At 39.5% G+C, this 23,941-nt stretch carries 21 protein-coding genes; 7 read left to right on the top strand and 14 right to left on the bottom strand.

The features are described 5' to 3' along the window. Positions 1–3 precede the first annotated feature (3 nt). From AAG807_RS00685 to AAG807_RS00670, 4 genes are all read left to right on the top strand, one after another. Positions 4–2,229: an OmpA family protein gene (locus AAG807_RS00685; RefSeq protein ID WP_341899857.1), complete on the top strand. Its 2,226-nt coding sequence runs from the start codon at positions 4–6 to the stop codon at positions 2,227–2,229. A 187-nt stretch (positions 2,230–2,416) separates the two neighbouring features. Next, on the top strand, positions 2,417–2,800 hold the full coding sequence (locus AAG807_RS00680; protein ID WP_341899856.1) for an energy transducer TonB: 384 nt from the start codon (positions 2,417–2,419) through the stop codon (positions 2,798–2,800). A gap of 22 nt (positions 2,801–2,822) precedes the next feature. Next, positions 2,823–3,260 (top strand): energy transducer TonB, encoded by a 438-nt coding sequence (locus tag AAG807_RS00675; protein WP_341899855.1) that lies wholly within the window; start codon positions 2,823–2,825, stop codon positions 3,258–3,260. A gap of 11 nt (positions 3,261–3,271) precedes the next feature. Beyond that, positions 3,272–3,703, top strand: a complete 432-nt coding sequence (locus AAG807_RS00670; RefSeq protein ID WP_341899853.1) for an energy transducer TonB — start codon at positions 3,272–3,274, stop codon at positions 3,701–3,703. Here AAG807_RS00670 and AAG807_RS00665 read toward each other — a convergent pair. Then, entirely contained in the window at positions 3,695–5,641 is a 1,947-nt protein-coding gene (locus AAG807_RS00665; RefSeq protein ID WP_341899851.1) for a SpoIIE family protein phosphatase, read from the bottom strand. The genes AAG807_RS00670 and AAG807_RS00665 overlap by 9 nt on opposite strands. Before the next feature lie 161 nt (positions 5,642–5,802). Between AAG807_RS00665 and AAG807_RS00660 the strand changes: the two genes are divergently transcribed. From AAG807_RS00660 to AAG807_RS00650, 3 genes are read left to right on the top strand one after another with little or no spacing between them, the layout of a single operon-like run. Then, a complete protein-coding gene (locus tag AAG807_RS00660) occupies positions 5,803–6,666 on the top strand; it encodes a sce7726 family protein (protein WP_341899850.1) in 864 nt (287 codons plus the stop codon). A gap of 5 nt (positions 6,667–6,671) precedes the next feature. Then, positions 6,672–7,610 (top strand): sce7725 family protein, encoded by a 939-nt coding sequence (locus tag AAG807_RS00655; RefSeq protein ID WP_341899848.1) that lies wholly within the window; start codon positions 6,672–6,674, stop codon positions 7,608–7,610. Position 7,611: 1 nt separating this feature from the next. After that, positions 7,612–8,664 (top strand): RES domain-containing protein, encoded by a 1,053-nt coding sequence (locus AAG807_RS00650; protein ID WP_341899847.1) that lies wholly within the window; start codon positions 7,612–7,614, stop codon positions 8,662–8,664. A 54-nt stretch (positions 8,665–8,718) separates the two neighbouring features. On the opposite strand, the gene accC is transcribed toward AAG807_RS00650, so the two are convergent. The 13 genes from accC to AAG807_RS00585 form a co-directional block, all read right to left on the bottom strand. Next, positions 8,719–10,053 (bottom strand): acetyl-CoA carboxylase biotin carboxylase subunit, encoded by a 1,335-nt coding sequence (gene accC, locus AAG807_RS00645; protein WP_341899845.1) that lies wholly within the window; start codon positions 10,051–10,053, stop codon positions 8,719–8,721. Between the two features lie 52 nt (positions 10,054–10,105). Next, a complete protein-coding gene (accB, locus tag AAG807_RS00640) occupies positions 10,106–10,591 on the bottom strand; it encodes an acetyl-CoA carboxylase biotin carboxyl carrier protein (RefSeq protein ID WP_341899843.1) in 486 nt (161 codons plus the stop codon). A gap of 32 nt (positions 10,592–10,623) precedes the next feature. Further along, positions 10,624–11,613 (bottom strand): beta-ketoacyl-ACP synthase III, encoded by a 990-nt coding sequence (locus AAG807_RS00635; RefSeq protein WP_341899841.1) that lies wholly within the window; start codon positions 11,611–11,613, stop codon positions 10,624–10,626. Position 11,614: 1 nt separating this feature from the next. Next, positions 11,615–12,556: a phosphate acyltransferase PlsX gene (gene plsX / locus AAG807_RS00630; protein ID WP_341899839.1), complete on the bottom strand. Its 942-nt coding sequence runs from the start codon at positions 12,554–12,556 to the stop codon at positions 11,615–11,617. A 21-nt stretch (positions 12,557–12,577) separates the two neighbouring features. Next, positions 12,578–12,769 carry a 50S ribosomal protein L32 gene (gene rpmF, locus AAG807_RS00625; protein ID WP_013686016.1) on the bottom strand — a complete coding sequence of 64 codons (192 nt, stop codon included), beginning with the start codon at positions 12,767–12,769 and terminating at the stop codon, positions 12,578–12,580. 21 nt (positions 12,770–12,790) lie between these two features. Next, the gene (locus tag AAG807_RS00620; protein ID WP_341899836.1) at positions 12,791–13,420 is read right to left on the bottom strand and encodes a DUF177 domain-containing protein; all 630 of its coding nucleotides are present in this window, start codon (positions 13,418–13,420) and stop codon (positions 12,791–12,793) included. 128 nt (positions 13,421–13,548) lie between these two features. Beyond that, positions 13,549–14,667 carry a 4-hydroxythreonine-4-phosphate dehydrogenase PdxA gene (gene pdxA, locus AAG807_RS00615; RefSeq protein ID WP_341899835.1) on the bottom strand — a complete coding sequence of 373 codons (1,119 nt, stop codon included), beginning with the start codon at positions 14,665–14,667 and terminating at the stop codon, positions 13,549–13,551. 1 nt (position 14,668) lies between these two features. Further along, positions 14,669–16,066 carry a leucyl aminopeptidase family protein gene (locus AAG807_RS00610; RefSeq protein WP_341899833.1) on the bottom strand — a complete coding sequence of 466 codons (1,398 nt, stop codon included), beginning with the start codon at positions 16,064–16,066 and terminating at the stop codon, positions 14,669–14,671. A gap of 135 nt (positions 16,067–16,201) precedes the next feature. Further along, positions 16,202–17,173, bottom strand: a complete 972-nt coding sequence (locus tag AAG807_RS00605) for a T9SS type A sorting domain-containing protein (protein ID WP_341899831.1) — start codon at positions 17,171–17,173, stop codon at positions 16,202–16,204. A 240-nt stretch (positions 17,174–17,413) separates the two neighbouring features. Beyond that, positions 17,414–18,394 (bottom strand): DUF4349 domain-containing protein, encoded by a 981-nt coding sequence (locus AAG807_RS00600; protein ID WP_341899829.1) that lies wholly within the window; start codon positions 18,392–18,394, stop codon positions 17,414–17,416. 58 nt (positions 18,395–18,452) lie between these two features. Then, positions 18,453–18,911 carry a MarR family winged helix-turn-helix transcriptional regulator gene (locus AAG807_RS00595; protein WP_341899827.1) on the bottom strand — a complete coding sequence of 153 codons (459 nt, stop codon included), beginning with the start codon at positions 18,909–18,911 and terminating at the stop codon, positions 18,453–18,455. A gap of 128 nt (positions 18,912–19,039) precedes the next feature. After that, positions 19,040–22,924 carry a hypothetical protein gene (locus AAG807_RS00590; RefSeq protein WP_341899825.1) on the bottom strand — a complete coding sequence of 1,295 codons (3,885 nt, stop codon included), beginning with the start codon at positions 22,922–22,924 and terminating at the stop codon, positions 19,040–19,042. Positions 22,925–22,962: 38 nt separating this feature from the next. Next, a complete protein-coding gene (locus AAG807_RS00585) occupies positions 22,963–23,916 on the bottom strand; it encodes a hypothetical protein (RefSeq protein ID WP_341899823.1) in 954 nt (317 codons plus the stop codon). Between the last annotated feature and the right edge of the window lie 25 nt (positions 23,917–23,941).

Here is a 23,941-nt window from a genome sequence, read left to right as displayed (position 1 = left end):
ATTATGAGAGCATTATTACTATTGGGACTCGGTTTTGTAATGAGTTCCCAGCTTTTCGCTCAGCAAAACCGCTTAAAGTATGCGGAAAAATTGTACTCGGGTGGAGTATATGCGGATGCAGCTGAAGCTTATGAAGATGTATTGGAACGAGGAGTAGATTCTGTAAAGATTTCGGATCACATCACCGAGTCATACGATCAATCCGGAAATCAGAATAAAGCTCTGGAATGGTACGGATACAAGAAACGCAATAACACCCTTACGCGGGAGGATTTCATGCGTTATTCCCTGCTACTTGGAACGAAAGGGAAATACCTGGAAGCTCGTGAGGTATTGGAACAATCACTGACTAAGTACGGAAAGGATTCCCTCACAGTATACAGACTTGGTGAATTGGATAAATTCATGAAATCTGCCAAGGAGAAACCGAATTTTGAGATTCGTACCCAGAAAGGTAACAGTGAATATGCAGAAATGAGTGTTATTCCGGTATCGGACAAGCAGGTTATTTTTGCCAGCACCAGGGATCAGCGTGTAGCTGTTCGCAGGTATCATGCATTGAATAATAAACCGTTGTATGATTTATTCATTGCGAATTACACCGAAGAAGGATTCAGTAAAGTAAAACGCTTTGATGAAAATACGCGTTATCACGATGCTTCCGGAACAATGGATACGGTTCACGGCAGATTCTATTTTACCCGAAACAACTTCGACGATGGCCGCGGGAAAAACGATTCGACGGGCAATATGCGCTTGAAAGTGTATGTCGGGGAGTGGTACAAAGGTAAGATTGTGAATACACACGAATGCAGTTTTAACAGTGATGAATATTCCTGTGCACATCCGTCTGTTTCTGCTGATGGAGCAACATTGTACTTTTCATCGGACATGCCGGGTTCTTATGGTGGAATGGATATTTACCAAGTAAGTATTGACAGTTTGGGGAACTATGGGAAACCGAAAAATATGGGACCTCTTGTAAATACCTTAATGGACGAGTTGTTTCCCTTCTATCACAGTAAGAACAAACTCTTGTTTTTTGCTTCCAATGGCCATTACGGTTTTGGAGGATTGGACGTATTTGTTTCCCGACTGAATAAATCCGGAGAAGTAAAGGACTTGACCAATGCGGGAGAACCACTGAATTCCACTGCCGATGATTTTGGCTTCCTGAACGACGTAGAGCAAAAGAAAGGGTATTTTTCGACCAATAGGGAAGGAGGAACGGGAGATGACGATATCTGTGCATTCAACCAATTCAAACCTTATGGTGCAAAAACGGTTTCGGGATATGTGATTGATCAATTGCGCAGAGATACCATTCCGGATGCAGTGTTGGTGCTGAGAGATGAAAACCAGCAGCCGATTGATACGGTGAAAGCAGACCAGCATGGATTTTATTCATTTGATGTGTCTTCTTCGGATGAGCAAATGGATCTGCATGCCGAAAAGCAACGTTTCGAGGATGCAGAACAAATCCTGAGCTGGAAGAACAACGAAGCAGATTTAAAGCAGGATGTGGAAATGACCCCGATACTCAAGTATTATGTAGTTGGAACGATTAGGGACAAAGACACTAGAAATGTTTTAAGTAATGTGACTGTGAAAGTTACGAACCTTCGGACTGCAAAAGATATGATGACTTTAAAAACGGACGATCAGGGTTATTTTGAAACGGATACCATTGAAGAGTTCCATTACGGAGATCCGTTCGGTATTTCCTTGTTATTGGAAAAATCAGGTTATCTGACAACGACGTTTGTATTGTATGATACACTGGATTTGGTGGAACGCATCGATGTGAACGCATTTATTGACCCGGTTATGGGCAAAGTAACCGTTGGTACGGATTTAGCGAAGTTGATCGACCTGAATTCCATTTATTACGATTACATGAAATGGAGCATTCGACCGGATGCGGCGAAAGAATTGGATAAGATCGTAAAAGTGATGCAGGATAATCCGAAAATCAAGATCGAATTGGGATCACACACCGATACGCGGGGTAGCGCTGAGAAGAACCTGATACTTTCGGAAAAGCGTGCGAAATCTGCGGTTGATTACATCATTTCCAAAGGAATTGCTTCCAACCGTATCAAAGCAAAAGGTTATGGAGAAAGTAAACCATTGATGCAGGATGCAGCGATTTCTAAATTGAAAGGAGCAGATTTTGAAAAGGCTCACCAGCTGAACCGAAGAACAGAATTCAGGGTAACTGAAATGTAGTTAGTTACTAACCACTTGTAATTGTTGCTATTTGGCGGGAAAGGGATTCATTCTCTTTTCCGCTTTTTAGTTCTTAATCGCTTGAATGTTTGGAAATCTCCTTTTACTAAACAAAAGGGACACTTGGTATTTTTTCTTTGAGTAGGATTCCGGAAAAATGTACTATTGTCGGTAAATGAAAGGATTTATGAAATTTCTGTTCATCTTAAGTCTATTTCTCAGCGTGAATGGGTTTGCGCAAGCAGAATTATTTGTTGATCCGGAAGAACCGGCAGAATTTCCGGGCGGTTCCGTTGCCTTGAAGAAGTTCATTGCAGAGAACCTGGTTCATCCGCAGGAAGCGATCGATAGTGGATATCAGGGAGTTTGTCGGGTTCAATTTTTGATTGATGAAGATGGATCGTGTAAGAATTTCGTCGTTAGAAATGGAGTTGCAGATTGTCCGAGTTGTGATCGGGAAGTTTTACGGGTATTGAAATTGATGCCGAAATGGAAACCAGGACTTCTGGATGGAAAACCCATTCCAACGAAATATATGCTTCCGGTAGTCTTTAATCTTAAAGCAAACTAGCTATCTTTATAAAAACAATACAATGAATTCTAGCTTAACTAAATCAGGCTTCATCTTCTTGCTAAGCTTTGGTTGTTTTCAATCTTTTGGACAGGTGAATGAACCCAAATCTGAAACACCGACTATTGAACCGCAACAAGAACCTATTTATGCCTTTGTAGAGGAACCTGCTGAATTTCCAACAGGTGCGACAGGATTCTTTTCCTATGTAAAGGAAAATTTGAGGTATCCGGAAAATGCGCGAAAGAGTAAAATTGAAGGAAAGTGTTTTCTGCAGTTTGTAGTTCAAAAGGATGGAAGTATTTCAGATGTCAAAGTGAAAAAGGGAGTGCCTGATTGTCCGGAATGTGATGCAGAAGCAATTCGTTTATTGAAAAGTATGCCCAACTGGAAACCTGGGGTAAATAACGGTGAAAAAGTGAATAGTTTGTTTTCAATTCCAGTTACTTTTAAATTGTAATATTGATTAAAATGAAAAAAAAATTATTGATTTCCGCACTTCTGTTAGTTTCCGGAGCTGCTTTTTCTCAAGACCCGGAACCTGTCTCAGTGCCAAAGAAGACCGTTGAAACACAGGAGCCGGTTATTTATGATATGGTGGATGAGCCGGCTGATTTTCCCGGAGGGGTGGTAGCTTTGAGAAAATACATGTCAGAAAATCTGAGATACCCGCAAATGGCTCTGGAAAGAGGACTTCAGGGAAAATGTTTTCTCCAGTTTTATGTAATGAAAGACGGAAGTATTTCGAATGTACAGATTAAAAAGGGAGTAGTTAATTGTCCGGAGTGTGACCAGGAAGCCGTTCGTATGGTCAAATCTATGCCGAAATGGAGACCTGGAAAAATAAGCGAAAAAGCTGTAAACAGTACTTTTAGTCTTCCGGTAACCTTTAAACTAAACTAATTTTATCCCCATCACACAAACATCATCTGTCTGCTCGTGTTGTCCTTTCCATGCTTCGAATTCTTCTTTCAGACAAGCTTTTAATTCCAAACCGCTTTTGTCTTTATGTGCCTGTATGAAATCTTTGAAGGTGGCGTATTTGTATTTTTTGTTTTTCGGTCCGCCGAATTGATCTGCATAGCCGTCTGAAAAGAGGATGATCCAATCATTCTCCTGCAATTGAATCTCATGCGTTGTGAACGGTTTCGCACCATCAAACTGACCAACGGGTTGCTTGTCCGGACTGGTTGCAAGAATCTCTTCCCCGCGGAAGATCCACAAGGGATTATTTGCTCCTGTCCATTGAAGTACATTCGTTTCATGATCAAAACGCGCAAGTGAAATGTCCATTCCGTCTTTTACCGAACGTGCTTCTTTTGTCAATGTCTGAACAACCAACTCACGGACATGGTTCAGCAGTTCTCCCGTATTCCGGTTTTCATCTGAAGCCAGTGATTGATGCAGGGCATTGATGCAAAGTACGCTCACCATCGCTCCTGGAACTCCATGACCCGTGCAATCTGCTACGGCAAACCAACTGATGGTATTCCGTTTCTCAAACCAGAAGAAATCCCCGGCAATGATGTCCTTCGGAGCGTAATAGACAAAGGCGTTTTCGTCAAAGCTTTCCTGGATTTCCGACTCTAAGGGCAATAAAGCTTGCTGGATGAAGCGCGCGTATTGGATGCTTTCTACGATTTCGTGATTCTTCGATTCGACAATCAGTTTTTGTTCCTGGAGTTCCTGGGTTCGTTCCACCACTTTTTCTTCCAGGTTTTCATAGGAATGACGCAGTTTTTGCATCATCGAATTGAAGTTTTTGGAAAGCAGGTCGAGTTCCAGACTTCCGGTGATCTCAATGGTCTGATCCAGGTTCTCTGTTGAAATCGTTTCGGTCTTACGAGCCAATTCCTGGATCGGTTTGGTGAGTTTGCGGGAACGGAAGTAAACGATGGTTGTCAGGATGATGACCGTCAGCAAAAAGACAATTCCGAATCGAAGCAATAAATCATCAATCAAATTTTGATAGGGAAGGTCATTCGTACCCAATTCCAGTACATATCCGGAATACAATTTCGATTCCAGTACGGGTAGAAAGACAAATTCCGTGAACTCTTCACCTCTTGAAGCCGGATTGTCCGTATCGATAATGATATTTTTCTCCTGATCCAGACATTGGAGGTAGGCCTTTTGAAGCTTTGGATCCTTGATGGAGATGTCTACGATTTCTTTCACTCCCAAATACAATTCCACCCGGTCGATCGCCTCGAAGCGTTTGTTCAGACTGCGAATCTTGGAAAGCAGCAATTGCTTGAATTCATCCGCCGATTTGGAGTAGAATCCCAACTCAATGATGTGCCTTCCGTCAAAAGAAGTTTGGTAGCTGTATTTTTTGATTTTCCCCGTTTTGATTTCCAGTCCGAAACGGTCTTCTTTGAAAGTTTTGGTTTCGAAAATTTTATTGAAAAAGGGAATGAAGGTTTGATTGAGCTTTTTAAAGTCCAGCCCCAGATCCGGTTTGAAAGTCGTGTTAATGATCCGCAGGTTCCGGTCAATGAGGTAGATGTCCTCCCGAGAAGAGTCCATTCCCAACGCATGTTGCAAGTTGACCAGATCCACCGATTTGGCGTTTTGATTTTTTAAGACGAATTGAATTTCCTTAGAGGCATCGTGCATCCGTTGAATAAGCGATTGCTCGTGTGTACGCATGGAGAAATCGTAGTATTCGATCAAATTCCGCGTTTCTTCTACAATGTTCTTCTTTTGCTGGGCAATATCGCTTTCAACCTTGTCCAGATTGTATTGGTAGGTGAGATAGAAAACAATGGAAAATATGAGCAATACGGGAACAAGGATGTTCACCAGTAGCTGTTGTAGGATACTTCGTTTCGTTTTCACGAAGTGAATTTATGCAAATAGTTTTTGCAAACGCGAATTGTTTGGTTTTAAAGGTGATAAATACGGCAAATGCGGTATAAATGATCTAACCGTATTTTGATTAATAAGTAACCAAATTGACGACAATTCGTTTAAGGAACTGAAAGTTGTATATTTGCGCTATGTTGTCTTTAACACATGATAAGGAAAGTCTTAGAAGTTTATCGCAACTTCTAAGTAATTCTGTATTTAAGAATTTAGTTAATTGCAATACCACTATTTTTTCTGAAAGAATCAATAAGCATTTATCAGACTATAATTTTTTGAATTACTCTGAATTTATTTCAACATTATACAAGAACTTGGTTGTAGATTATAGAAATGAATATGTTTATAAGAATACGTTGATCAATGAACTTTTATTAAACAAATATTCATTAGAAACTACAACTGTAATTAATGAATTTAATATAGGTTCTTCGATTGCTGATTTTGTTTTGCTAAATGGAGAAGCCCGAGTTTATGAAATAAAAACTGAGTATGATAGCCTTGATAAACTCACCAAGCAAGTTTCTGATTATTTAAAATTTGCTGACAAGGTATATGTTGTAGCAAGTACAAAATTCATTGAGAAGTTATTGCAGGAATATTTTACAACATGCGTAGGAATTATTGAGTTTACAGATGAAAACAAGTTGATTACCGTTAAGGATGCTCAAAAGAACGAATTGTTTTTAGATCATTTGACTATTTTCAAAGTATTGAGGAAAAGTGAATACTTGGAGATTGTAAAAAAATATTTTGGATTTTTACCGAATGTCCCAAACACAAGAATATTTAAAGAATGTTTTTCTCTAATTGAAACAATTGATATTTTTGAATTTCAATCACTTGCTATTGAACGTTTAAAGAAAAGACAATTAAGGTGTCCTGATTTGTTGTTATCAGATGAAACTCCTTACGAATTAAAGCATATTTGCTACTCATTGAATCTCAATAAAAAAGAATATCAAACGTTATTTAATTTTTTGACGTATAAATTTTAACCGCTATGTACTTTCCTTTTTTAAGGGGAAAACAATTTGAACTTATAGCATTACGTGAAATGTGTGATTTCATGAGTTCTAATAAGACAAAGGTTTCTCCAATTATTGAACCCGTAAAGGATTCTTCAACGCTAAAATCTACACTAAGGGCTCTCGCTATTAGGGATGTGAATTTTAATGTGGTAATCAATCCGAGAGTTGGTGATTTACAGGATGAAACAGAACTTATCATTAAATTACTCGAGGAGACTTTATCTGGATATAATAACTTTCAACCTGCAATAATAATTACTCAAAATAACAGACCAACTGTAATTTTAGATCTTCTTAAGAAATCTAAATTAAAGTTTCAAGGAATAACGTTTATGCACTATTCAACTCGAGATGGGATTGCTGAATCTTTAAAGGATGTATCTGATGATTTTACTATAGTTAATAATGTAATTCATCTTGACAAAACAGGTAAAAGATACTATCGAGAATTTGATTTAACTACTAGAGTGAGTTTAGGTGATTATTTTGACATGAAAGATAAAAATGCAGATTATTTGGAAGTTGACAGTTTTTTTTCCGATGAGCATTTATATTTTAAAGATGAAGGTTATAAAGGATTCTCAGATTTTTTAACCATCGGAGAGGATTATTCGGAAGCTGGTTTTTTACCAAGAGCAGTAGCGATTCACTTATCTTATATTGCTTCTGATAATAAAATAAGGGTAAAACATTTTGTTTCTGATTCTAATGAAGACACATCGGATATTGGTGGAAAGTTTGAAGAAGCTTTAGGAAAGTTAATTCTTTGGGTGAATAGTAAAAACATTGATTCACTTGCCATTAGATCATTTAAAGAGTTGGGTGAAAGTGGACATTTCCCAGGTTTGGGAACGCTGAAAAAGCTATCAGCAATGAACCATATTGAAATGTCAGTAAATTCATTCAAGTAAAATGAACTGCTGTAATAATTGTTTTAAAAGTAATTATTTATCAAAGATTATTCTTTCTGATTCAAGAATGGGTAATTGTGATTTTTGTTCTTCCAAGAACGTTGCAATTTATTCACCGAAGGAATTAATACCCTTTTTTCGAAATATTTTTAGTCGATATGAAGTGAATAATGAAACAGGCATTGATTTTTATGATGCAATAAATGAGGATTTTAAAGATTTAATTCTCAATGCCGATGTTTTAGATCCTAGAAAATTATTACTAGCTATTATTGAGAATGATACAGAAGAGTTTCAGGAGTTGTTTGATAATAAAGTGATTTCAAAGTTAAACAAGGAGCAACATTTACAACAATCGCAAGCTATTCATAGTGTTTGGGAAAATTTCAAGAATGAAATAAAGAATATAAATCGTTTTCATATTAGTAATACCATTGATTTGTCTAAATTGGGAAGATTCTTTGAGAATGAGGCATTTATTAATTACTCACATAAAGGAAAAATTTTCTTTAGAAGTCGTATTTCATCCAAAATTGGTTTTGAAAAGGAAGAAATGGGAAATCCTCCTCCTGAAAAGGCAAGTGCTGGACGAGCTAATCCAAGAGGAATTTCTTATTTATATCTTGCTGATAGTGTTAAAACCTCAATGTATGAGACGAGATCAAGTTTATTTGATTATGTAACTGTTGGTGAGTTTAGACTGAAAGAAGATATTAGGATTTTAAATTTATGTAGTCCGATTTACGACCCAATTAGTTGGTCTGAAAATGAGGCAGTAGACGACTACTTAATTTTTGTGCCTTTCATACAAACTTTACAAACAGAGTTAGCCTTACCTATTAGGAGACTAGATAAGGATATCGATTACTTGCCCACACAATATTTGTCAGAGTTTATTAAATCTATAGGGTTTGATGGTGTTAAGTTTCAAAGTTCATTAAATGCAAGTGGTTATAATCTTACAATATTCTCCGTTGAGAAATTTGAATGTGTTAAAGTTGATGTTTATGAGATAGAAAGCATTCAATTTGATTACAAAGAGGTTTTAAGCTAACCAAAAAAGCCCCAACATTTCTGTCGAGGCTTTCATCTATATTATTTCGTTCTCTTAAAACTCAAACGTTTCCATGAACTTCGTTGTGAAGTTTCCTTCGTTGAACTGAGGATCTTCCATCAATTTTTGGTGGAATGGAATCGTTGTTTTAATTCCTTCGATGATGTATTCATCCAAGGCGCGTTTCATTTTAAGGATTGCTTCTTCGCGTGTTTGAGCAACTACAATCAGTTTTCCGATCATCGAGTCATAGTTCGGAGGGATCGTGTAACCTGCGTATGCATGTGTATCGATTCTCACACCATGTCCACCCGGTGAATGGTAACTGGTAATTTTTCCCGGAGACGGACGGAAATCAGCATACGGATCCTCTGCATTGATACGACATTGGATCGCATGCATTTGAGGATAGTAGTTCTTCCCGGAAATTTTGTGTCCGGCAGCAATTTTGATTTGCTCTTTGATCAGATCGTAATTGATTACTTCCTCCGTAATGGTATGTTCTACTTGAATACGTGTGTTCATTTCCATGAAGTAGAAATCACGGTTCTTATCAACCAGGAATTCCACTGTTCCAACACCTTCGTAGTTCACAGCCTTCGCAGCTTTGATAGCCGCCTGACCCATTTTCTCACGCAATTCGTCCGTCATGAATGGAGAAGGAGTTTCCTCTACCAATTTTTGGTGACGACGTTGGATGGAACAATCACGTTCCGATAAGTGACATGCGTTTCCGTATTGGTCACCTGCGATTTGAATTTCAATGTGACGTGGCTCTTCAATGTATTTCTCCATGTAGATCCCGTCGTTACCGAATGCCGCACCAGCTTCCTGACGAGCAGAATTCCAAGCTGTTTCCAACTCGTCTTCTTTCCAAACGATACGCATTCCTTTTCCACCACCACCGGCAGTTGCTTTCAAAATGATCGGATAAACAACCACTTTCGCAGTTTCACGTGCATCATCCAAATCTTTCAACAAACCTTTGGATCCTGGAATACAAGGAACACCTGCAGCGATCATCGTTGCTTTAGCAGTTGCTTTGTCACCCATTCCGGCAATTTGCTCAGGCAAAGCACCAATGAATTTAATGTTGTGTTCTTGACAAACACGGGAGAATTTTTCGTTCTCAGAAAGAAATCCGTATCCCGGGTGAATGGCATCTGCATTGGTGATTTCCGCAGCAGCTATAATGTTTGCGATAGACAAATACGATTTATTGCTCGGGGGAGGCCCGATACAAACCGCTTCATCTGCAAAACGAACTGGCAAACTTTCTTTGTCAGCAGTAGAATATACTGCAACCGTTTTGATTCCCATTTCCTTACATGTACGAATGATACGCAAGGCAATTTCACCACGGTTGGCAATTAGTATTTTTTTGAACATAAAATCGTGTTTAATGAGTTACTAGCTGTATTCTTTGGAAGACAACTATCAATTAAGCAGGATCTACCAAGAATAATGGTTGATCGTATTCTACCGGTGTAGCATCGTCAACTAATACTTTCACGATTTTACCGGAAAACTCAGCTTCAATCTCATTGAATAATTTCATCGCTTCAATGATACAAACTGTTTCACCTTTGTTAACTGATTGTCCAACACTCACGAATGGTTCTTTGTCCGGACCTGAAGAGCGGTAGAATGTACCGATCATTGGAGATTTCACAGTGATATACTTTGAATCCTCGCTTGGAGCTGCAGGAGCTGCCGATTCAGCTGCAGGAGCTGCAACTTGTGGCGCTGCAACTTGCGGAGCTACCATTTGAGGAACAACTGGAGCTGCTGCTTGCACGATAATTTGAGAATCAGATTTTTTCTCTGATTTAATCGTGATTTTAAAGTCTTTTTGCTCGATTTCTACTTCCGTAACACCTGATTTTGCTACAAACTTAATTAAGTCTTGGATTTCGTTCAGATTCATATCAGTATAATTTAATAGTTGTTTTCGATTATTTAAGAATTATAAGCCCATTTCAAATACACGGCACCCCATGTAAATCCACCACCAAAAGCGGATAGGATGAGATTGTCGCCTTTTTTCAATTGTTTTTCCCAATCCCACAAACAAAGTGGAAGAGTACCTGCAGTAGTGTTTCCGTAACGTTGAATGTTCACCATTACCTTTTCTTTCGGAACACCCATTCGGTCTGCTGTTGCATCAATGATGCGCAGGTTTGCCTGGTGTGGTACCAACCAATCTACATCAGCAGCAGTAAGGTTATTGCGTTCCATGATCTCAGCTGAAACTTCAGCCATGTTGGTTACAGCAAATTTAAATACTTGCTTACCTTCCTGTTTTACGTAGTGCATTCGTTGATCTACCGTTTCATGTGTCGGAGGATTTGCCGATCCGCCACCCGGTTGATACAAATAATGTCTACCTGCGCCATCGGAACGTAAAATTGCATCCTGGATCCCCATACCTTCCGTATTCGGTTCCAATAAGACAGCACCACCTCCATCACCAAAGATCACACAAGTTGTGCGGTCTTCGTAATCCAGAATAGCACTCATCTTGTCCACTCCGATTACAATGATCTTTTTATGTTTTCCGGATTCGATAAAACTTGCTCCTGTTTGTAAACCATAAATGAAACCCGAACAGGCTGCGATCAAGTCGAAACCCCAAGCGTTCTTCAGTCCCAGTTTATCACATACTACATTGGCAGTTGATGGAAAAGGGTAATCAGGAGTGACGGTTGCCAGAATCACCAACTCGATGTCCAATGGATCGGTATTGGTTTTCTCTAACAATCCTTTTACTGCAGCAGCTGCAATATCGGAGCAGGCGCCATCACGAAGAATACGTCTTTCCTTAATTCCAGTTCTTGAGGTAATCCATTCGTCAGAGGTATCAACAATTTTAGCTAAGTCGTCATTTGTTACCACTTCCTCAGGAAGATAGCCACAAACGCCTGTTATTGCTGCTGTGATTTTACTCATTTTATTGATTAAAAGCGTCGTTAATGTTTTTTGTAAGATCTGATTTTGCTACCTCGTAGGAGTGTAGTAGCATACTTCTTACAGCTTTGTCATTGGAGATACCATGACCGATAATGACATTACCCTTCACTCCAAGAATCGGAGTTCCGCCGTAATTTTCATAATTGAAACGGTCAAAGTACTCATCGCGAATACCTCTTTTACGCATGAGGGTATAGATTCCTTCGGCTTGCTTTAAAGCAATATTCCCTGTGAATCCATCACAAACGATGACGTCTGCCATGCCGGTAAATAAATCGCGACCTTCAATATTGCCAATGAAATTGATCTCATCCGATTCAGCCATCAGTTTGTGAGCCGCAATCGTCAATAGATTTCCTTTGGTATCTTCTTCACCAATATTCAACAGACCGATCCTCGGTTTTTCCACGCCATAAACACTTTTGGCGTAAAGACTACCCAGAATGGCAAATTGATAAAGAACATCGGGTTTGCAATCAGCATTTGCACCAACATCCAACAAGATGGAATTCTTCCCATCAACTGTTGGTAGTACAGAAGTTATACACGGACGGATGATACCGGCAATGGTATTAATCTTATAGATTGCACCAACCAGCATTGCACCGGTGTTTCCGGTACCTGCGAAAATGTCTATTTCCTTTTTCGCGAGCAAGTCAAAACCGACGGCAATACTGCTGTTCGGTTTGTTTGGAATTGCCCGTGTAGGATGGTCGTGCATGGTAATGACATCCGGTGCATGAACAATGTCATACGCATCCGGATTTTCATTCAACGCGTTAAGGCCACTCAAGATTTGATCTTGGTCGCCAATCAACACGAGACGCACGTCCTGAGGAAGTTCTTTTCTAGCAAGTACAGCACCGGCTATATTGGCCTCAGGTGCAAAATCACCGCCCAAAATATCTATTCCTATCTTCATCAGGAGGAATGTTACAGCGAATTAAATCGCTACTTCTTTCTCTGCTACTACTCTTCCTTTGTAGTACAATTTGCCTTCATGCCAGTGAGCATGGTGGAACAAGTGTGGTTGTCCTGTTGTAGGACAAGTTGCAATGTTCTTCGCAATTGCTTTGACGTGAGTTCTTCTCTTGTCGCGTCTTGTTGTCGAGATTCTGCGCTTTGGATGTGCCATTTTACTTATTTATTTCAATCGTTAATTCAAATTTTTTAATACGGACCATCTGGGGTCTATCGGTTTGTCGTTGTCTGGATCATCATCCGAATCATCTTCGTCCTCTCCTTCTTCGTCGTCCCAATCTTCGTCAGTGTCATCTTCCTCATCCCAATCTTCGTCGTCTTCGTCCCAATCGTTGTCTTCCGGCTCATTTGCATTCACAATGTACTTGTTATACAAACCCATCACTTCCTCGTTGCATTCTCCCTCCGGGTGAATTTTCCGAGCTGGCAATGAGATAACCAACAACTCATAGATCGGTGCTGAAATATCCAGTTCAAACGTTTCCGGATGAAGAACAATTAAGTTCTCGTCTTCAGAAATTTCTGTTCCAAACTTGTAAACAATGCGGTAATCACCGTGAATTGACATTTCCATCGGATCGTTGCAACGATCACATGGAGTGGCAACAGTTCCGGAAATCGAAAATTCCGCAATCATCATTGTTTCCTTCTTTTCAAATGCAAGTTCCACCAGAACATTTGCATCTTCAATCAGCGTGTCTTCAACACCTTCAAAGAACGATTTGTCTATGTTGAACTCATAGCGATGCGTTCCTATTTTCAATCCGACAAAGGGGATTATGAACTCATTCGTAGATTTCTTCACTACACAAAAATTGGAGGGCAAAGTTAGAAAAAATAAATCATTATCGATTTAAATTCATTTAATTTTATTTTTTACCCTTATTTATATCTACTCTAATGTTTGGCATTATCGATCAGCCGACGGATCTCCTATTCAATTTCATGTTGTCTGTCACCTCTTTTTCGGTGATGAGCAGACTCCTGAACTTGCAATGGATTTGCTGCAATTTCCTTTAGGAATTTACGGGTGTTGAAAATGTCTATTGCCAAATAGATCGCACTTCTCATGGACTGTGGATTTGCTTCGTTTTTACCGGCGATGTCAAATGCAGTTCCATGGTCCGGAGACGTTCTAACTATTGGAAGACCAGCAGTGTAATTCACACCGTCTTCAAAAGCCAAAGCTTTGAAAGCAGCCAATCCCTGATCGTGATACATGGCTAAAACGGCGTCGTATTGACCGCGATTCGGACTGCCAAAAAAGCCATCTGCAGGGAATGGACCCAATGCAAAAATGTCTTCATTTCGTGCCATATTAATTGCCGGAGTGATAATTTCTGCTTCTTCAGTTCCCATTTTTCCGTTCTCACTTGCGTGCGGATTTAAACCGAAAACAGCAATTTTTGGACGCTGAATTCCGAAATCTTTTTTCAAGCTGCTGTCCAATTCCTTGATTTTCATTAAAATTTTCTCGCGGGTTAGAGCACTTGAGACCTCTTTTAATGGAAGATGTGTCGTCACCAAAGCAACCCGAAGTGATCCGCTTACCATCATCATCAATGCTTCATCCATTCCGGCAAGGTGTGCGAGGTATTCGGTATGTCCCGGGAACTGAAATCCCGCTTTCCCGATTGCTTCTTTCGAGATTGGAGCGGTAACCAGGACGTCAATTTTACCTGAAGCCAGATCTTCTGTCGCTCTTTCCAGGGAAAGGAAAGCATATTTACCACTTGCTTCCGTACCTTTTCCTAATTCGAATTGAACTTCTTCATTCCAAACGTTGATAATATTAATCTTGCGATTGATCGCCTCGTTTGCAGTTTTAATGCTTTGATAATTGAACTCAGGTTCATTCAATGCTTTCTTGTGAAAGGAGATGGTTTTTGAAGACGCATAAATAATAGGGGTGCAATCCAATAACAACCGGTTATCTGCCAATGCCTTAATCACCACTTCTGGTCCGATCCCATTGATATCACCAATTGAGATTCCTACACGGATAGGAACTGCGCGACCTTCTTCCTTGATTTTTTCTTTCTCTTTTTCCATCTTATGAAAGTCGTTTTAAGAAATTGATCATTAGTCTGATTCCGGTACCTGTTCCGCCAAAACCTCTGTAGTCTTGTGGTTTGTCCAAGAAAGCCGGACCTGCTATATCCATGTGGATGTAAGGTGCTTTTACGAAATGCTCCAGGAACTTTCCTGCTGTAATCATCCCGGCAAAACCACTTCCGATATTGTTCAGATCCGCGATTTTGGATTTCATTTCATCGTAATAGTCATCCCAGAATGGAAATTCAACCACGCGTTCGTAGGTTTCCATTCCGGCTTCGTTCAATAAATTGAAGTATTTTTTATCCGCATTTCCCATGATGATAGATGCACGTGATCCTATTGCGCGAACCGCGGCTCCTGTCAAGGTTGCAGCATCAATGACCAATTCCGGTTTGTACTTCGCAGAATAAGCCAGAGCATCTGCCAGAATCATGCGTCCTTCTGCATCCGTATTCAACACTTCAACCGTTGTGCCGTCATACATGGTGATAATGTCACCAGGGGCATACGCATTCAATCCCGGGCGATTGTCCGTTGCCGGAATCAACCCGATCAGATGGATGGGAAGTTCCATCATTGCAGCGGCGTAAATTGTTCCAGCCATCATTGCGGCACCAGCCATATCCGATTTCATCGAATCCATGGAACCAGCAGTTGGTTTCAAACTCAAACCTCCCGTATCGTAAACAACACCTTTTCCAACCAAAACGATTGGTTTTTTGTTGCTTGGTTTTTTGGGTTTGTATTCGATGATTGTAAATGTTGGGGGATCGATGGAACCTTTATTCACCGAAAGAAGTCCACCCATTTTCAATGCTTCAATCTTAGATTTTTCTAAAATGGTAACTGAAAAATTGGCTTCTTTTCCTTTTTCTTCGATTGCTTCGGCAAGTTGAGTGGCATTCAAACCTGAAACTGGCTCATTGACCAGGTCACGTGCCCAGAAAACTGCCTTCAATGTTGCTGAAAGTTCATCAATTGCTGCAGCAGTCATTTTTGCGGAGAAATCAATGGATTCAAGAGCAAATTTTTCTTTGTCAGCCTCTTTTCGGTATCTCAGGTATTGATAACACGAAAGCGCGAATCCTTCTGCAAGGAATAAACTCGTGGATTTTCCTCCATCAATAAGGATGCTTTTTACTTCTTTAGGTAAAACTCCCCGAAGTTTGTGTCCCATGATCCGTTGCTTTTCATCTGTTTCCTGGTCCTTGATAAACACGAAGTGCTTTCCTTTCAGGGGCAAATGTAAAAATTGTGAATCTGCATTTTTGTGGAACAATTCCAATTCTTCAGCAACCGTTTTCGGAAGCTTGATTTGTGTTTCAATTTTTTTCCCAACAAGGACAACGAGGCCTTCTTGCTGGTCGAACACAGCGGATGTATTAAAATTCATATAAATCGAGTTATGTGAATTGTAAAGATACGATTAATTGAAAATGGGAGAGAAATAATTGGGAATGGTCGGATTATAAATCGGAGGAAAGAGTGTGTTTCTGTTCCCTCCGATTTCGATTTTTGGTGGTGGGGTTTATTCGCGGATGAATCGAATGGTTTGCGTTCCTGTTTCGCTGGTTGCTTCGATTAGATAAGTTCCTTTTTCGAGATCAGCAATTGAAATATTCGAAAGTGCATCCGGTTTTCTGTTTTCTCCGGTTTTCTGACCACTGATTGTGAAGATACGGATGGTTTCTAAGGGTGTTAGTGAATGGATGTGCAGGTAATCTGTTTTTACCGGATTCGGATAAACGCTGAAAAAGGATTGTTCGGGTGAATCGATTCCGGCATCCTGCAGGTAAAAGCGATAAACCATGCTGGAGTCAGGGTGACCTATCATGTTTTGAGTAAACGGAGAGTCCGGATTGAATGATGGATCCATGCTTGGGTTTGAGGCATTTCCGTATAAGGTAAAACATGCCGGATCAAATATCGGAGAGTTCGGATCAGTATATGCAATTCCGGCTACAAATCCTCCGGGTTCACCCGTAAAGTAAATATTTTCTTGTTCGATGTGCATACCTCCGAAACGCACTTCAATAGCTTTATCCGAATCATATAATTTTAATTGCATATTCAGGAATTGATTTCCAATTGTATCTTCATAGAAACCCAAGTTTTTCCACTGGACAATAAATACGGGATGTCCGTTTTCCTGAACAGTTGCATAGCTTACTTCCGAATTTGGTGTTTCTCTGCATGCGTATCCTGCTCCAAAAGGAAAGAACTGCACTCCATGAACGACTCCGTTAACAGGTTTTTCATGATACAAGAAATTGATGTCTACTTCCAGCGAATCCACTTGGTTGTTTAGGAATGGGAAATTGAAGCCTAAAGGAACGATGGGCAATTCCAGATCACATGCTTCCAAAACAGTTCCATTTGTCAACTCCTGATAAGGAGCGCTGAAATGGGTGAATTGATAGGCTTGTGCACGGGAAACCTGTAAGGTCAATACGGTAAAGGTGAACAGAAGAGTTGTTCCGGTGATCATTTGTTTTATCATACTCTTATTTTTTTAGCTAAAGTATTTATGAAAAACTGGAGTATGAACGGGTTTTGCATCTCTTAACAAGTTTTTTTTACAGGTGAATTTATTTCTTTTACGAGTGACAGGTTTTGTATAATCAGATGCTGCTCAAAGGTCGGAAATCTTGTTGGTCGAACACAGCAGATGCTTTAAAATTCGGATCAATCAACAGGTGCGAATTGTAATTCAGGAGTATTCGAATACAAAATTTAAAATCTAGCTAATGGTTTTTTCCATTTTTCGTTTCTTCCATCTTCTTCTTGCGATCCATGCCGCTATGCTAAGCAGCAAAATAATTGGCCATTTCGAAACAATCCACAATAGAAAGTTGATGATGGAATCCCAACCTGAACCCAGTGATTTCCCAGCCCTTGAAGAGAATGGATTGTCTACCGGTTTATCTACCTTAACGGGATGTTCTTTGAATAAAGTGATTCGAAGGGTGCTGAGGTCAACCTGATCATTCAGGTATTTCAGACGACCTTCCTTACTTTCTATTTCTTCCATCAACTGACGAATATTTTCTTCGATGGATAGGATTTCATTTACATTTTTTGCCTTTGCTAAAAGTTCCTTATACCGCTGCAAGTACTTGCGTTTATTTTCAAGACGTGTCTCGATATCCAGAAATTCCTCTGTCACATCATTCACATTGATTTTCTTGAATAGGATTTCATCTTTTCCATCTTCAATTCCGTGCACCAATTGTTCAAAATTCCGAGACGGTAATCGGATAATCAGATGATATTGAATGCGATAATCATTTTTGTCAAGTTCTTCGTTTTCGTAATAACCTTTCAATGCTTTTACGGTTTGATCTATGCGCTTTTTACTTTCATAGAAGGTGTTGGATTCAATCCGCATAGTACCGTTCTTGATAATTTTCTTATCCTTTTTTATTTGTTTTTTAGGAGAGGCGGAAGTATTTGCATTCGAGCTCACCATGTAAGTTGGAGATGCAGATTCCATTGAAAAGCCTTCCGAGTAGTCAAGGTTATTTGTTTGGGTGCGTGATTCATCTTCAAAATTTGAATCAAAACTGGCTTCCATGACTTCAGGTTCCTTAAAGTTCACTGTCATATCACTTGAAGTAATATTTAACTGTTCTTCCTTGATGGGGGAATCTTGTCCGCAACTTTGGATCAATAAAAGAATAGGCAAACAAAAATGGATCATTAGGTGATTTCGAGTCTTCATAGAATTGGTTTTGATTTTGTGGTACAGATGGCTTGCTGAAAGGTTCAGATTGAAAGAATCAACTCGACTTCGAAACTTCCTGTCCGATTTTTTTGAGTATGGTGATTGTCTTGTTCAGGTTTTTAATATCTACGTCTTTTAAAAATTCGCAGTAAAATTCCTCAAAGAGTTTTACATACATGGTGCAGAGTGTCTGACCTTTATCTGTTAAAGAGATGAGGTTGTTTCTCCTGTCTATGGAATCTTCTTGTCGTTGCACCAGGTTTTTTACTGAAAGTTTGGTGATGATCGGGGTTAAGTTGGCTTTATTCTTTCGAATGCGATCGGCGATTTGCTGCTGATTGATTTGCTGATTTTTCGATAGTACCATCAAAACTTCCAGCATTTCGACAGTAATTCCGAGCTCATTATCTTTCAGTTGCTTCTTGAAGTAGTTCTGAATCACAAAACGCATTTCACGAATAGAATCGATTAATTCTATCAGTTTTGCCATATTGGTATTTTCCACTTCCATCATAAAAACAAAGTTAAAAACAAAACAGTTATTTTTTGTAACTAATAGAGTGAATGGGGGCAGCTGTTTATTAATCTGAAAAAAAGAGTGATTTTCTCACTCTTTTCTCTAATCAATTGATTTTATATGGATTAATATCCACCTTCATAGTTCATTTCGTCTTCATAATAGCCTTCCGGAGCTTCTTCGCTATTCATGTTGATCCCGTAGTATTTCCGTTTCAGTTCTTTTCCTATTTGGTAAGTAATAACGCTCACATCCAGTAATTTTTCCTGGTAGTTTAGAATAGCGTCCAGATTTTCCAGGTTTGGATTCAGACAGATTTCACTCATGTTCTTGACACTTCCTAAATCGCCCTTCAACCATCTGCCGTTGCGTTTTCCCAAAACGTATTCTCCGACTTGATTCAAATTGCCATTGACATCGTAAAGCTTCCAGATACCGGTCGGTAAACCATCCTTTACCCAGCCTTCGTTTTGAATGGAGCCATTGTCATAATAATTTTTGACATAACCGTTTTTGCGGTGCTGTGCAGTGTCTTTTTCCCAAAAACAATACAACATGCGTTCTTCGTTGTGATCGGTATGGGCACAATCGTACTTTTCAAACTTTTCGATGATCCAACTTTTACTCAACGGGTTGTCATTCTGATCCAGGTAGTAAAGAATCCCTTTTGATTTGAATTTGATACTGTCATTGACAGAAATAATTGAATCGAAGTATTCGACTTCCATCAGTTTCTTCCCGAAATAATTGAAGTATTTCCAACAACCGACCTTGACCCCTTTTGAAATCATACCGAACCGCGCAATAGTGTCATTGGGATAGTATTTCGTAATGTGGTAATCAATTCCGGCTTTGTTTACCAAACTTGGTCTTCCGTAATAAGGTTCGTATAAACCGAAATCCGAATAACCGGCCTGATAAATCAGCTGATCGATACTGGAGCTTTCCGTGATGTCTGCAAAATTGAATGGAATGGAATCCCTCCAATCGAAATCATAGCGGACACTCAGTTCATTTTCTTCCCAAATCTTTTCTTCGATGGGTTGATTGTATTGGAACTTCACATATTGGTATTTGAATCCAAGTGTGTCGTATGCTTCATAATCATCAATAGGCTGACCGCTTAGGAAAAAGCCTTTCTTTGCTAGTTTCCCATTGGAATGGTAAGCCACGGATTCACCTTGTAATGCGCCATTTTTGAAACCGAGGTCAAAGATGAGTACGGAGTCTTTTCCCGGATCTGTAAAATAGGTTTTCACATTGCCGTCAATAAAACCATTTCTGTAGAAAGATTGATTGTAGAACAACTTATTTCTCTTGAATTCCGGACCTTCTTTTGCGCCTTCCAGATAGTTTACATACGTTAGGGTGTCACCTTTCCAGGAAGTGGTGGTGTACGGACCGTTTAAAGCTCCATTTTTGAACGTACACTTCGATTCCAGGTAGTAGGTTTTCTTCAACGGATATTCCTCGAAGGAACTCAGTGGATTTTCGTAGGCATACAATTCGTCTTCTTTCAGTTTTGGTTTCGGATTTGCCACTGCGTAATCCATATTGTCGCCATGGTTTTCTCCGCCTTTGTAACCGATGATTGATCTGACTTTTCCGTACTGATCTTTATAAGTCCAAACGCCTTCCGCTTTACCATCCAGATACTTTCCTTCAACGGAGCTGTATACCGATGCTTTGGTTGATGAAGGAGCAACCTCACTGTAATACTCTTCTTCAACGACCACTTTTCCGTCCAACTGATATTCCTGACGTTCATACAACGCAAGGAAGACACCGTATAGCGTTGGGAAAAGACCCGTAACAGCATGTGAAAGCTGACTTGAACCACCGAAGTCTGAACAATAACCGGATAAAATATCGGCTCTTTTCCCGGATTTCAGGTAGGATTTGACAGCTGATTGATATAGTTTCAGGTCTGTTTTTCCGTTCGGAAGTGATAATTGAATGAGTTCATTGCTTGCCTTCACGCTGAAACTTCCTTTTTGATCACTTAGTTTGAAATTTCCAGTGAACGGTTTTCCATTGACCAGTAATTCATTGTCCTTTTCGACGGCATATTTGTATTCCCAGTAGTATGCCATTTTTTCCAAAGGAACCGTATCCGAAATACTCGATTTCCAGTATTCGTCCAGGATTCCATTTTGAATGGTCCGCAATTCCATGTTTTTGAATCGGGTGGTCTTTACCGAGTTTACATTCAAATAATCTTCCGAGAAAACGGCTTCTTCAGTAGAAATCGTATCCCCCATCAGATTCCGTTGAATCGCGTTCAATGTTCTGGTTTTAGGATGGAAATACACTTGTTTGGCAAGGGAAGAATCTGCTTTGAAAAGTTCTTCGACAAGTAAGATCCGATCTGCCATTTCACCCAACTTCAACTCCTCGTCATCTGAATAAATGACCGTGGGATTGCCGAAATTCCGATCGTAATCCTTGTTGTTGATCGTAATGAAATCACGGTTGTTTTGTGTTGGATCACTTAAGATATTTCCTTTCGCATCGTGCCATGTTTCATAATAGAACACTCCGTTGTAATCGTAATAGCGTTGGACGAATTTATTGGAATCACTTACAAAAATGATTTCATTGGCAATCGTTCCATTGTCCCAATAAACGGGTTCTTCTTTTAAAAGTGTGCCATCCTTGACCTCAAAACGATATTGAAGCTGCCCGTTTTGATAATAGTGTTCTACAATTCCGTCATAAGCAAATAAGTATCCGGCGGAATCTATCAACTCATTGAAAGTATATCTTTTCCCGTTTACAAATTCATAGTATTCGTTTGGGTTATAGTTCTGGTCAGGAGGGAAGGACATTTCTGGTTCGTAATAATCTCCCTCGTACATTTCTTCCTCTCCCTCATAGCTGGTCAGGTTTTCTTCCGGCAATTCGATATTGTCTGCTTCCGGTTCAAGAATACTCAGGAAATTGCTGAAATCCGGAAAATCAGTTTCATATCCCCGTTCGTAATCTCCTGCACTGGATGTCGAACTGTTTTTGAGAACCAATGAATCAGTTCTTTCATAACCCATAAATTCATAAGGAATTACCGAGTGACGGATAATGGGAGATTTTCCTCTTTTTTGATCGCTTCTCAGGCTGTAACGGTCAATCAATACTTTTTCTGTTCCCTTCGTCACCGTAAGTTGCCCTTTTTTGTCTACTGAAACAGTTGTTTTGAATTGATATACTTCCCAAGCCCCGGATTCTTTGTCTGCCAAAAAATTTCCGGAAATGAGCAGCACCTGATTTTCATGTACAGTGTAAGGACCATTGCGCAATCCATCTAAAAATGTGATGGTTGTTTTGGTTGTATCGTAAACGGCTTTTGCGATTCTGCTTTCAATACTTTCCTTGGCATTGTAAGCGTTATTTTCATCAAATTTCTGAACATACTCCAAAACCTGCCAACTGCCTGTTTTCTCGCTGTTCAGGTAGTCTCCTTTTTTAACAATTTTTCCTTCGGGATTGAACCAGGTACTTTTTCCTTCAATGGCATTGTTCTTAATTGAAAAGTAAGCTGCAACCACGTCATTTTTATACCGCAAAACCCTTTTGGAAATGTAAGGGATATCCCGGTAGAACAGCACATAGTCTCCATCAGGCAAGCTCACCAATGCCGGTGTCGGGTCAACCGAAATGCTATTATCCGTATTCACCATGAAGTAGGGATAGAATTCAAGAATTTCCTCAAATCCCTTGAGATACTTTTTGTATGATTTTGGAAATTTGATCGCTGATTTTTTCTCAGCCTCTGTTACAGGTTCTACGCTGACGGAAATGATCTTTTCGTTTCTTTCGTCCCGTTTAATGACTTCCTTGGTATCTGCGAAATTCAGGTAGTATTCCTGCATTCCGGTAACAGCTTGTTGGTGTGGATATACAAAATAGCTTTTGCCCCCAATGACCACTTTGTCTGTTTGAGTATGCCCGAACAAAGCAATGGTCGAAAGGATAAGAGCAAGGATGAATTTACTTCCTAAAAGATGATTGATCATAGGATTATCTGGTTTAATTTAAGCGAAATCAATGAATGTTATTCATAATAAGTGTATGTAAATAATTCATGTGTCTGATAATTATTTACACCTTCTGCATGTTCTTTTTTGTGAATGATTTTTTTTGGTAATCTATTTTTATCATAATAAATGAGGGACTTCACAGAAGTTACAAATGTTTCATCTATGAATGTGGAATCGATGTACCCGTTAAAGTGCCCGTTCTCGTAATTGAAATACCGTTTTTTGAAGAATGGATACTCTTCGTTTGTAATAAGTTTGGGGAAGTTTCCACTGTAATATTCATAGTTTGAAATCGAGGTTTCCTTGACTTTGTTTTTGACTTTATATCGCTTCACCGGTTTATTCGGGAATCCTAAAATGACCCAGTCATTAGGTAATGGACTTGCAATGGAATCCACTGATAACGGACCGAAGAATTTTTTGTTGAGGATAAAGTGCAGAAGATCCAGATCATTGGATGACTCAAATGAAGCATAATCAGTGGAAAATTTGGTTGGCGTGTAAGTGAACGTACTATTTTCCACTCCATAAAAATTGTCTTTTTGAACGGCTTCGCAAAAATCCAGTTGATTCGACTTACCGAATCGGAAAGATTGGTTGGAGATGACGATTCCTTCAGAAAAATCGGTGATCTGAAGTTGAATGATCCTTCCTGCCTGGTTGAAGGTATAGATCAAGGTTCTTTTTGGAAAAGTTTCGTCTTCGGAATCCGGATCGTAGACACTGGTATCCGAGATAACCCCTTTGAACGAGGTAATGGTCAATTGTTGAATCTTTTTTTGCGAAACGATGCTGTCATTGAACCAGAATGGAAAATTGATCAATGAGGAAATTTCTTCCTGAAAATAAAGCGGGTGAATCAGATCACTCACAATTTTAGGCTCTTGGACTTGAACTTTCTTTTTTGGTGTACAATTGGAAAGTAGAAATCCAGATAAGATCAGCAGGTAAACAAGGGTTCGTTTCATCCAATTAAAGGTAATATATTTTGTT

Source organism: Fluviicola taffensis DSM 16823 (assembly GCF_943372375.1).
Taxonomy (GTDB): Bacteria; Bacteroidota; Bacteroidia; order Flavobacteriales_D; family Crocinitomicaceae; genus Fluviicola; species Fluviicola taffensis_A.
Note: the sequence above shows the minus strand (reverse complement) of the source record. Positions and strands in the feature narration are given on the sequence as shown.

Excerpts from the sequence above, each read along its gene's own strand:
- AAG807_RS00685 (WP_341899857.1), top strand. The coding sequence starts at position 4 with ATGAGAGCATTATTACTATTGGGACTCGGTTTTGTAATGAGTTCCCAG.
- AAG807_RS00680 (WP_341899856.1), top strand. The coding sequence starts at position 2,417 with ATGAAATTTCTGTTCATCTTAAGTCTATTTCTCAGCGTGAATGGGTTT.
- AAG807_RS00675 (WP_341899855.1), top strand. The coding sequence starts at position 2,823 with ATGAATTCTAGCTTAACTAAATCAGGCTTCATCTTCTTGCTAAGCTTT.
- AAG807_RS00670 (WP_341899853.1), top strand. The coding sequence starts at position 3,272 with ATGAAAAAAAAATTATTGATTTCCGCACTTCTGTTAGTTTCCGGAGCT.
- AAG807_RS00660 (WP_341899850.1), top strand. The coding sequence starts at position 5,803 with ATGTTGTCTTTAACACATGATAAGGAAAGTCTTAGAAGTTTATCGCAA.
- AAG807_RS00655 (WP_341899848.1), top strand. The coding sequence starts at position 6,672 with ATGTACTTTCCTTTTTTAAGGGGAAAACAATTTGAACTTATAGCATTA.
- AAG807_RS00650 (WP_341899847.1), top strand. The coding sequence starts at position 7,612 with ATGAACTGCTGTAATAATTGTTTTAAAAGTAATTATTTATCAAAGATT.
- accC (WP_341899845.1), bottom strand. The coding sequence starts at position 10,053 with ATGTTCAAAAAAATACTAATTGCCAACCGTGGTGAAATTGCCTTGCGT.
- accB (WP_341899843.1), bottom strand. The coding sequence starts at position 10,591 with ATGAATCTGAACGAAATCCAAGACTTAATTAAGTTTGTAGCAAAATCA.
- AAG807_RS00635 (WP_341899841.1), bottom strand. The coding sequence starts at position 11,613 with ATGAGTAAAATCACAGCAGCAATAACAGGCGTTTGTGGCTATCTTCCT.
- plsX (WP_341899839.1), bottom strand. The coding sequence starts at position 12,556 with ATGAAGATAGGAATAGATATTTTGGGCGGTGATTTTGCACCTGAGGCC.
- rpmF (WP_013686016.1), bottom strand. The coding sequence starts at position 12,769 with ATGGCACATCCAAAGCGCAGAATCTCGACAACAAGACGCGACAAGAGA.
- pdxA (WP_341899835.1), bottom strand. The coding sequence starts at position 14,667 with ATGGAAAAAGAGAAAGAAAAAATCAAGGAAGAAGGTCGCGCAGTTCCT.
- AAG807_RS00610 (WP_341899833.1), bottom strand. The coding sequence starts at position 16,066 with ATGAATTTTAATACATCCGCTGTGTTCGACCAGCAAGAAGGCCTCGTT.
- AAG807_RS00605 (WP_341899831.1), bottom strand. The coding sequence starts at position 17,173 with ATGATAAAACAAATGATCACCGGAACAACTCTTCTGTTCACCTTTACC.
- AAG807_RS00600 (WP_341899829.1), bottom strand. The coding sequence starts at position 18,394 with ATGAAGACTCGAAATCACCTAATGATCCATTTTTGTTTGCCTATTCTT.
- AAG807_RS00595 (WP_341899827.1), bottom strand. The coding sequence starts at position 18,911 with ATGATGGAAGTGGAAAATACCAATATGGCAAAACTGATAGAATTAATC.
- AAG807_RS00590 (WP_341899825.1), bottom strand. The coding sequence starts at position 22,924 with ATGATCAATCATCTTTTAGGAAGTAAATTCATCCTTGCTCTTATCCTT.
- AAG807_RS00585 (WP_341899823.1), bottom strand. The coding sequence starts at position 23,916 with ATGAAACGAACCCTTGTTTACCTGCTGATCTTATCTGGATTTCTACTT.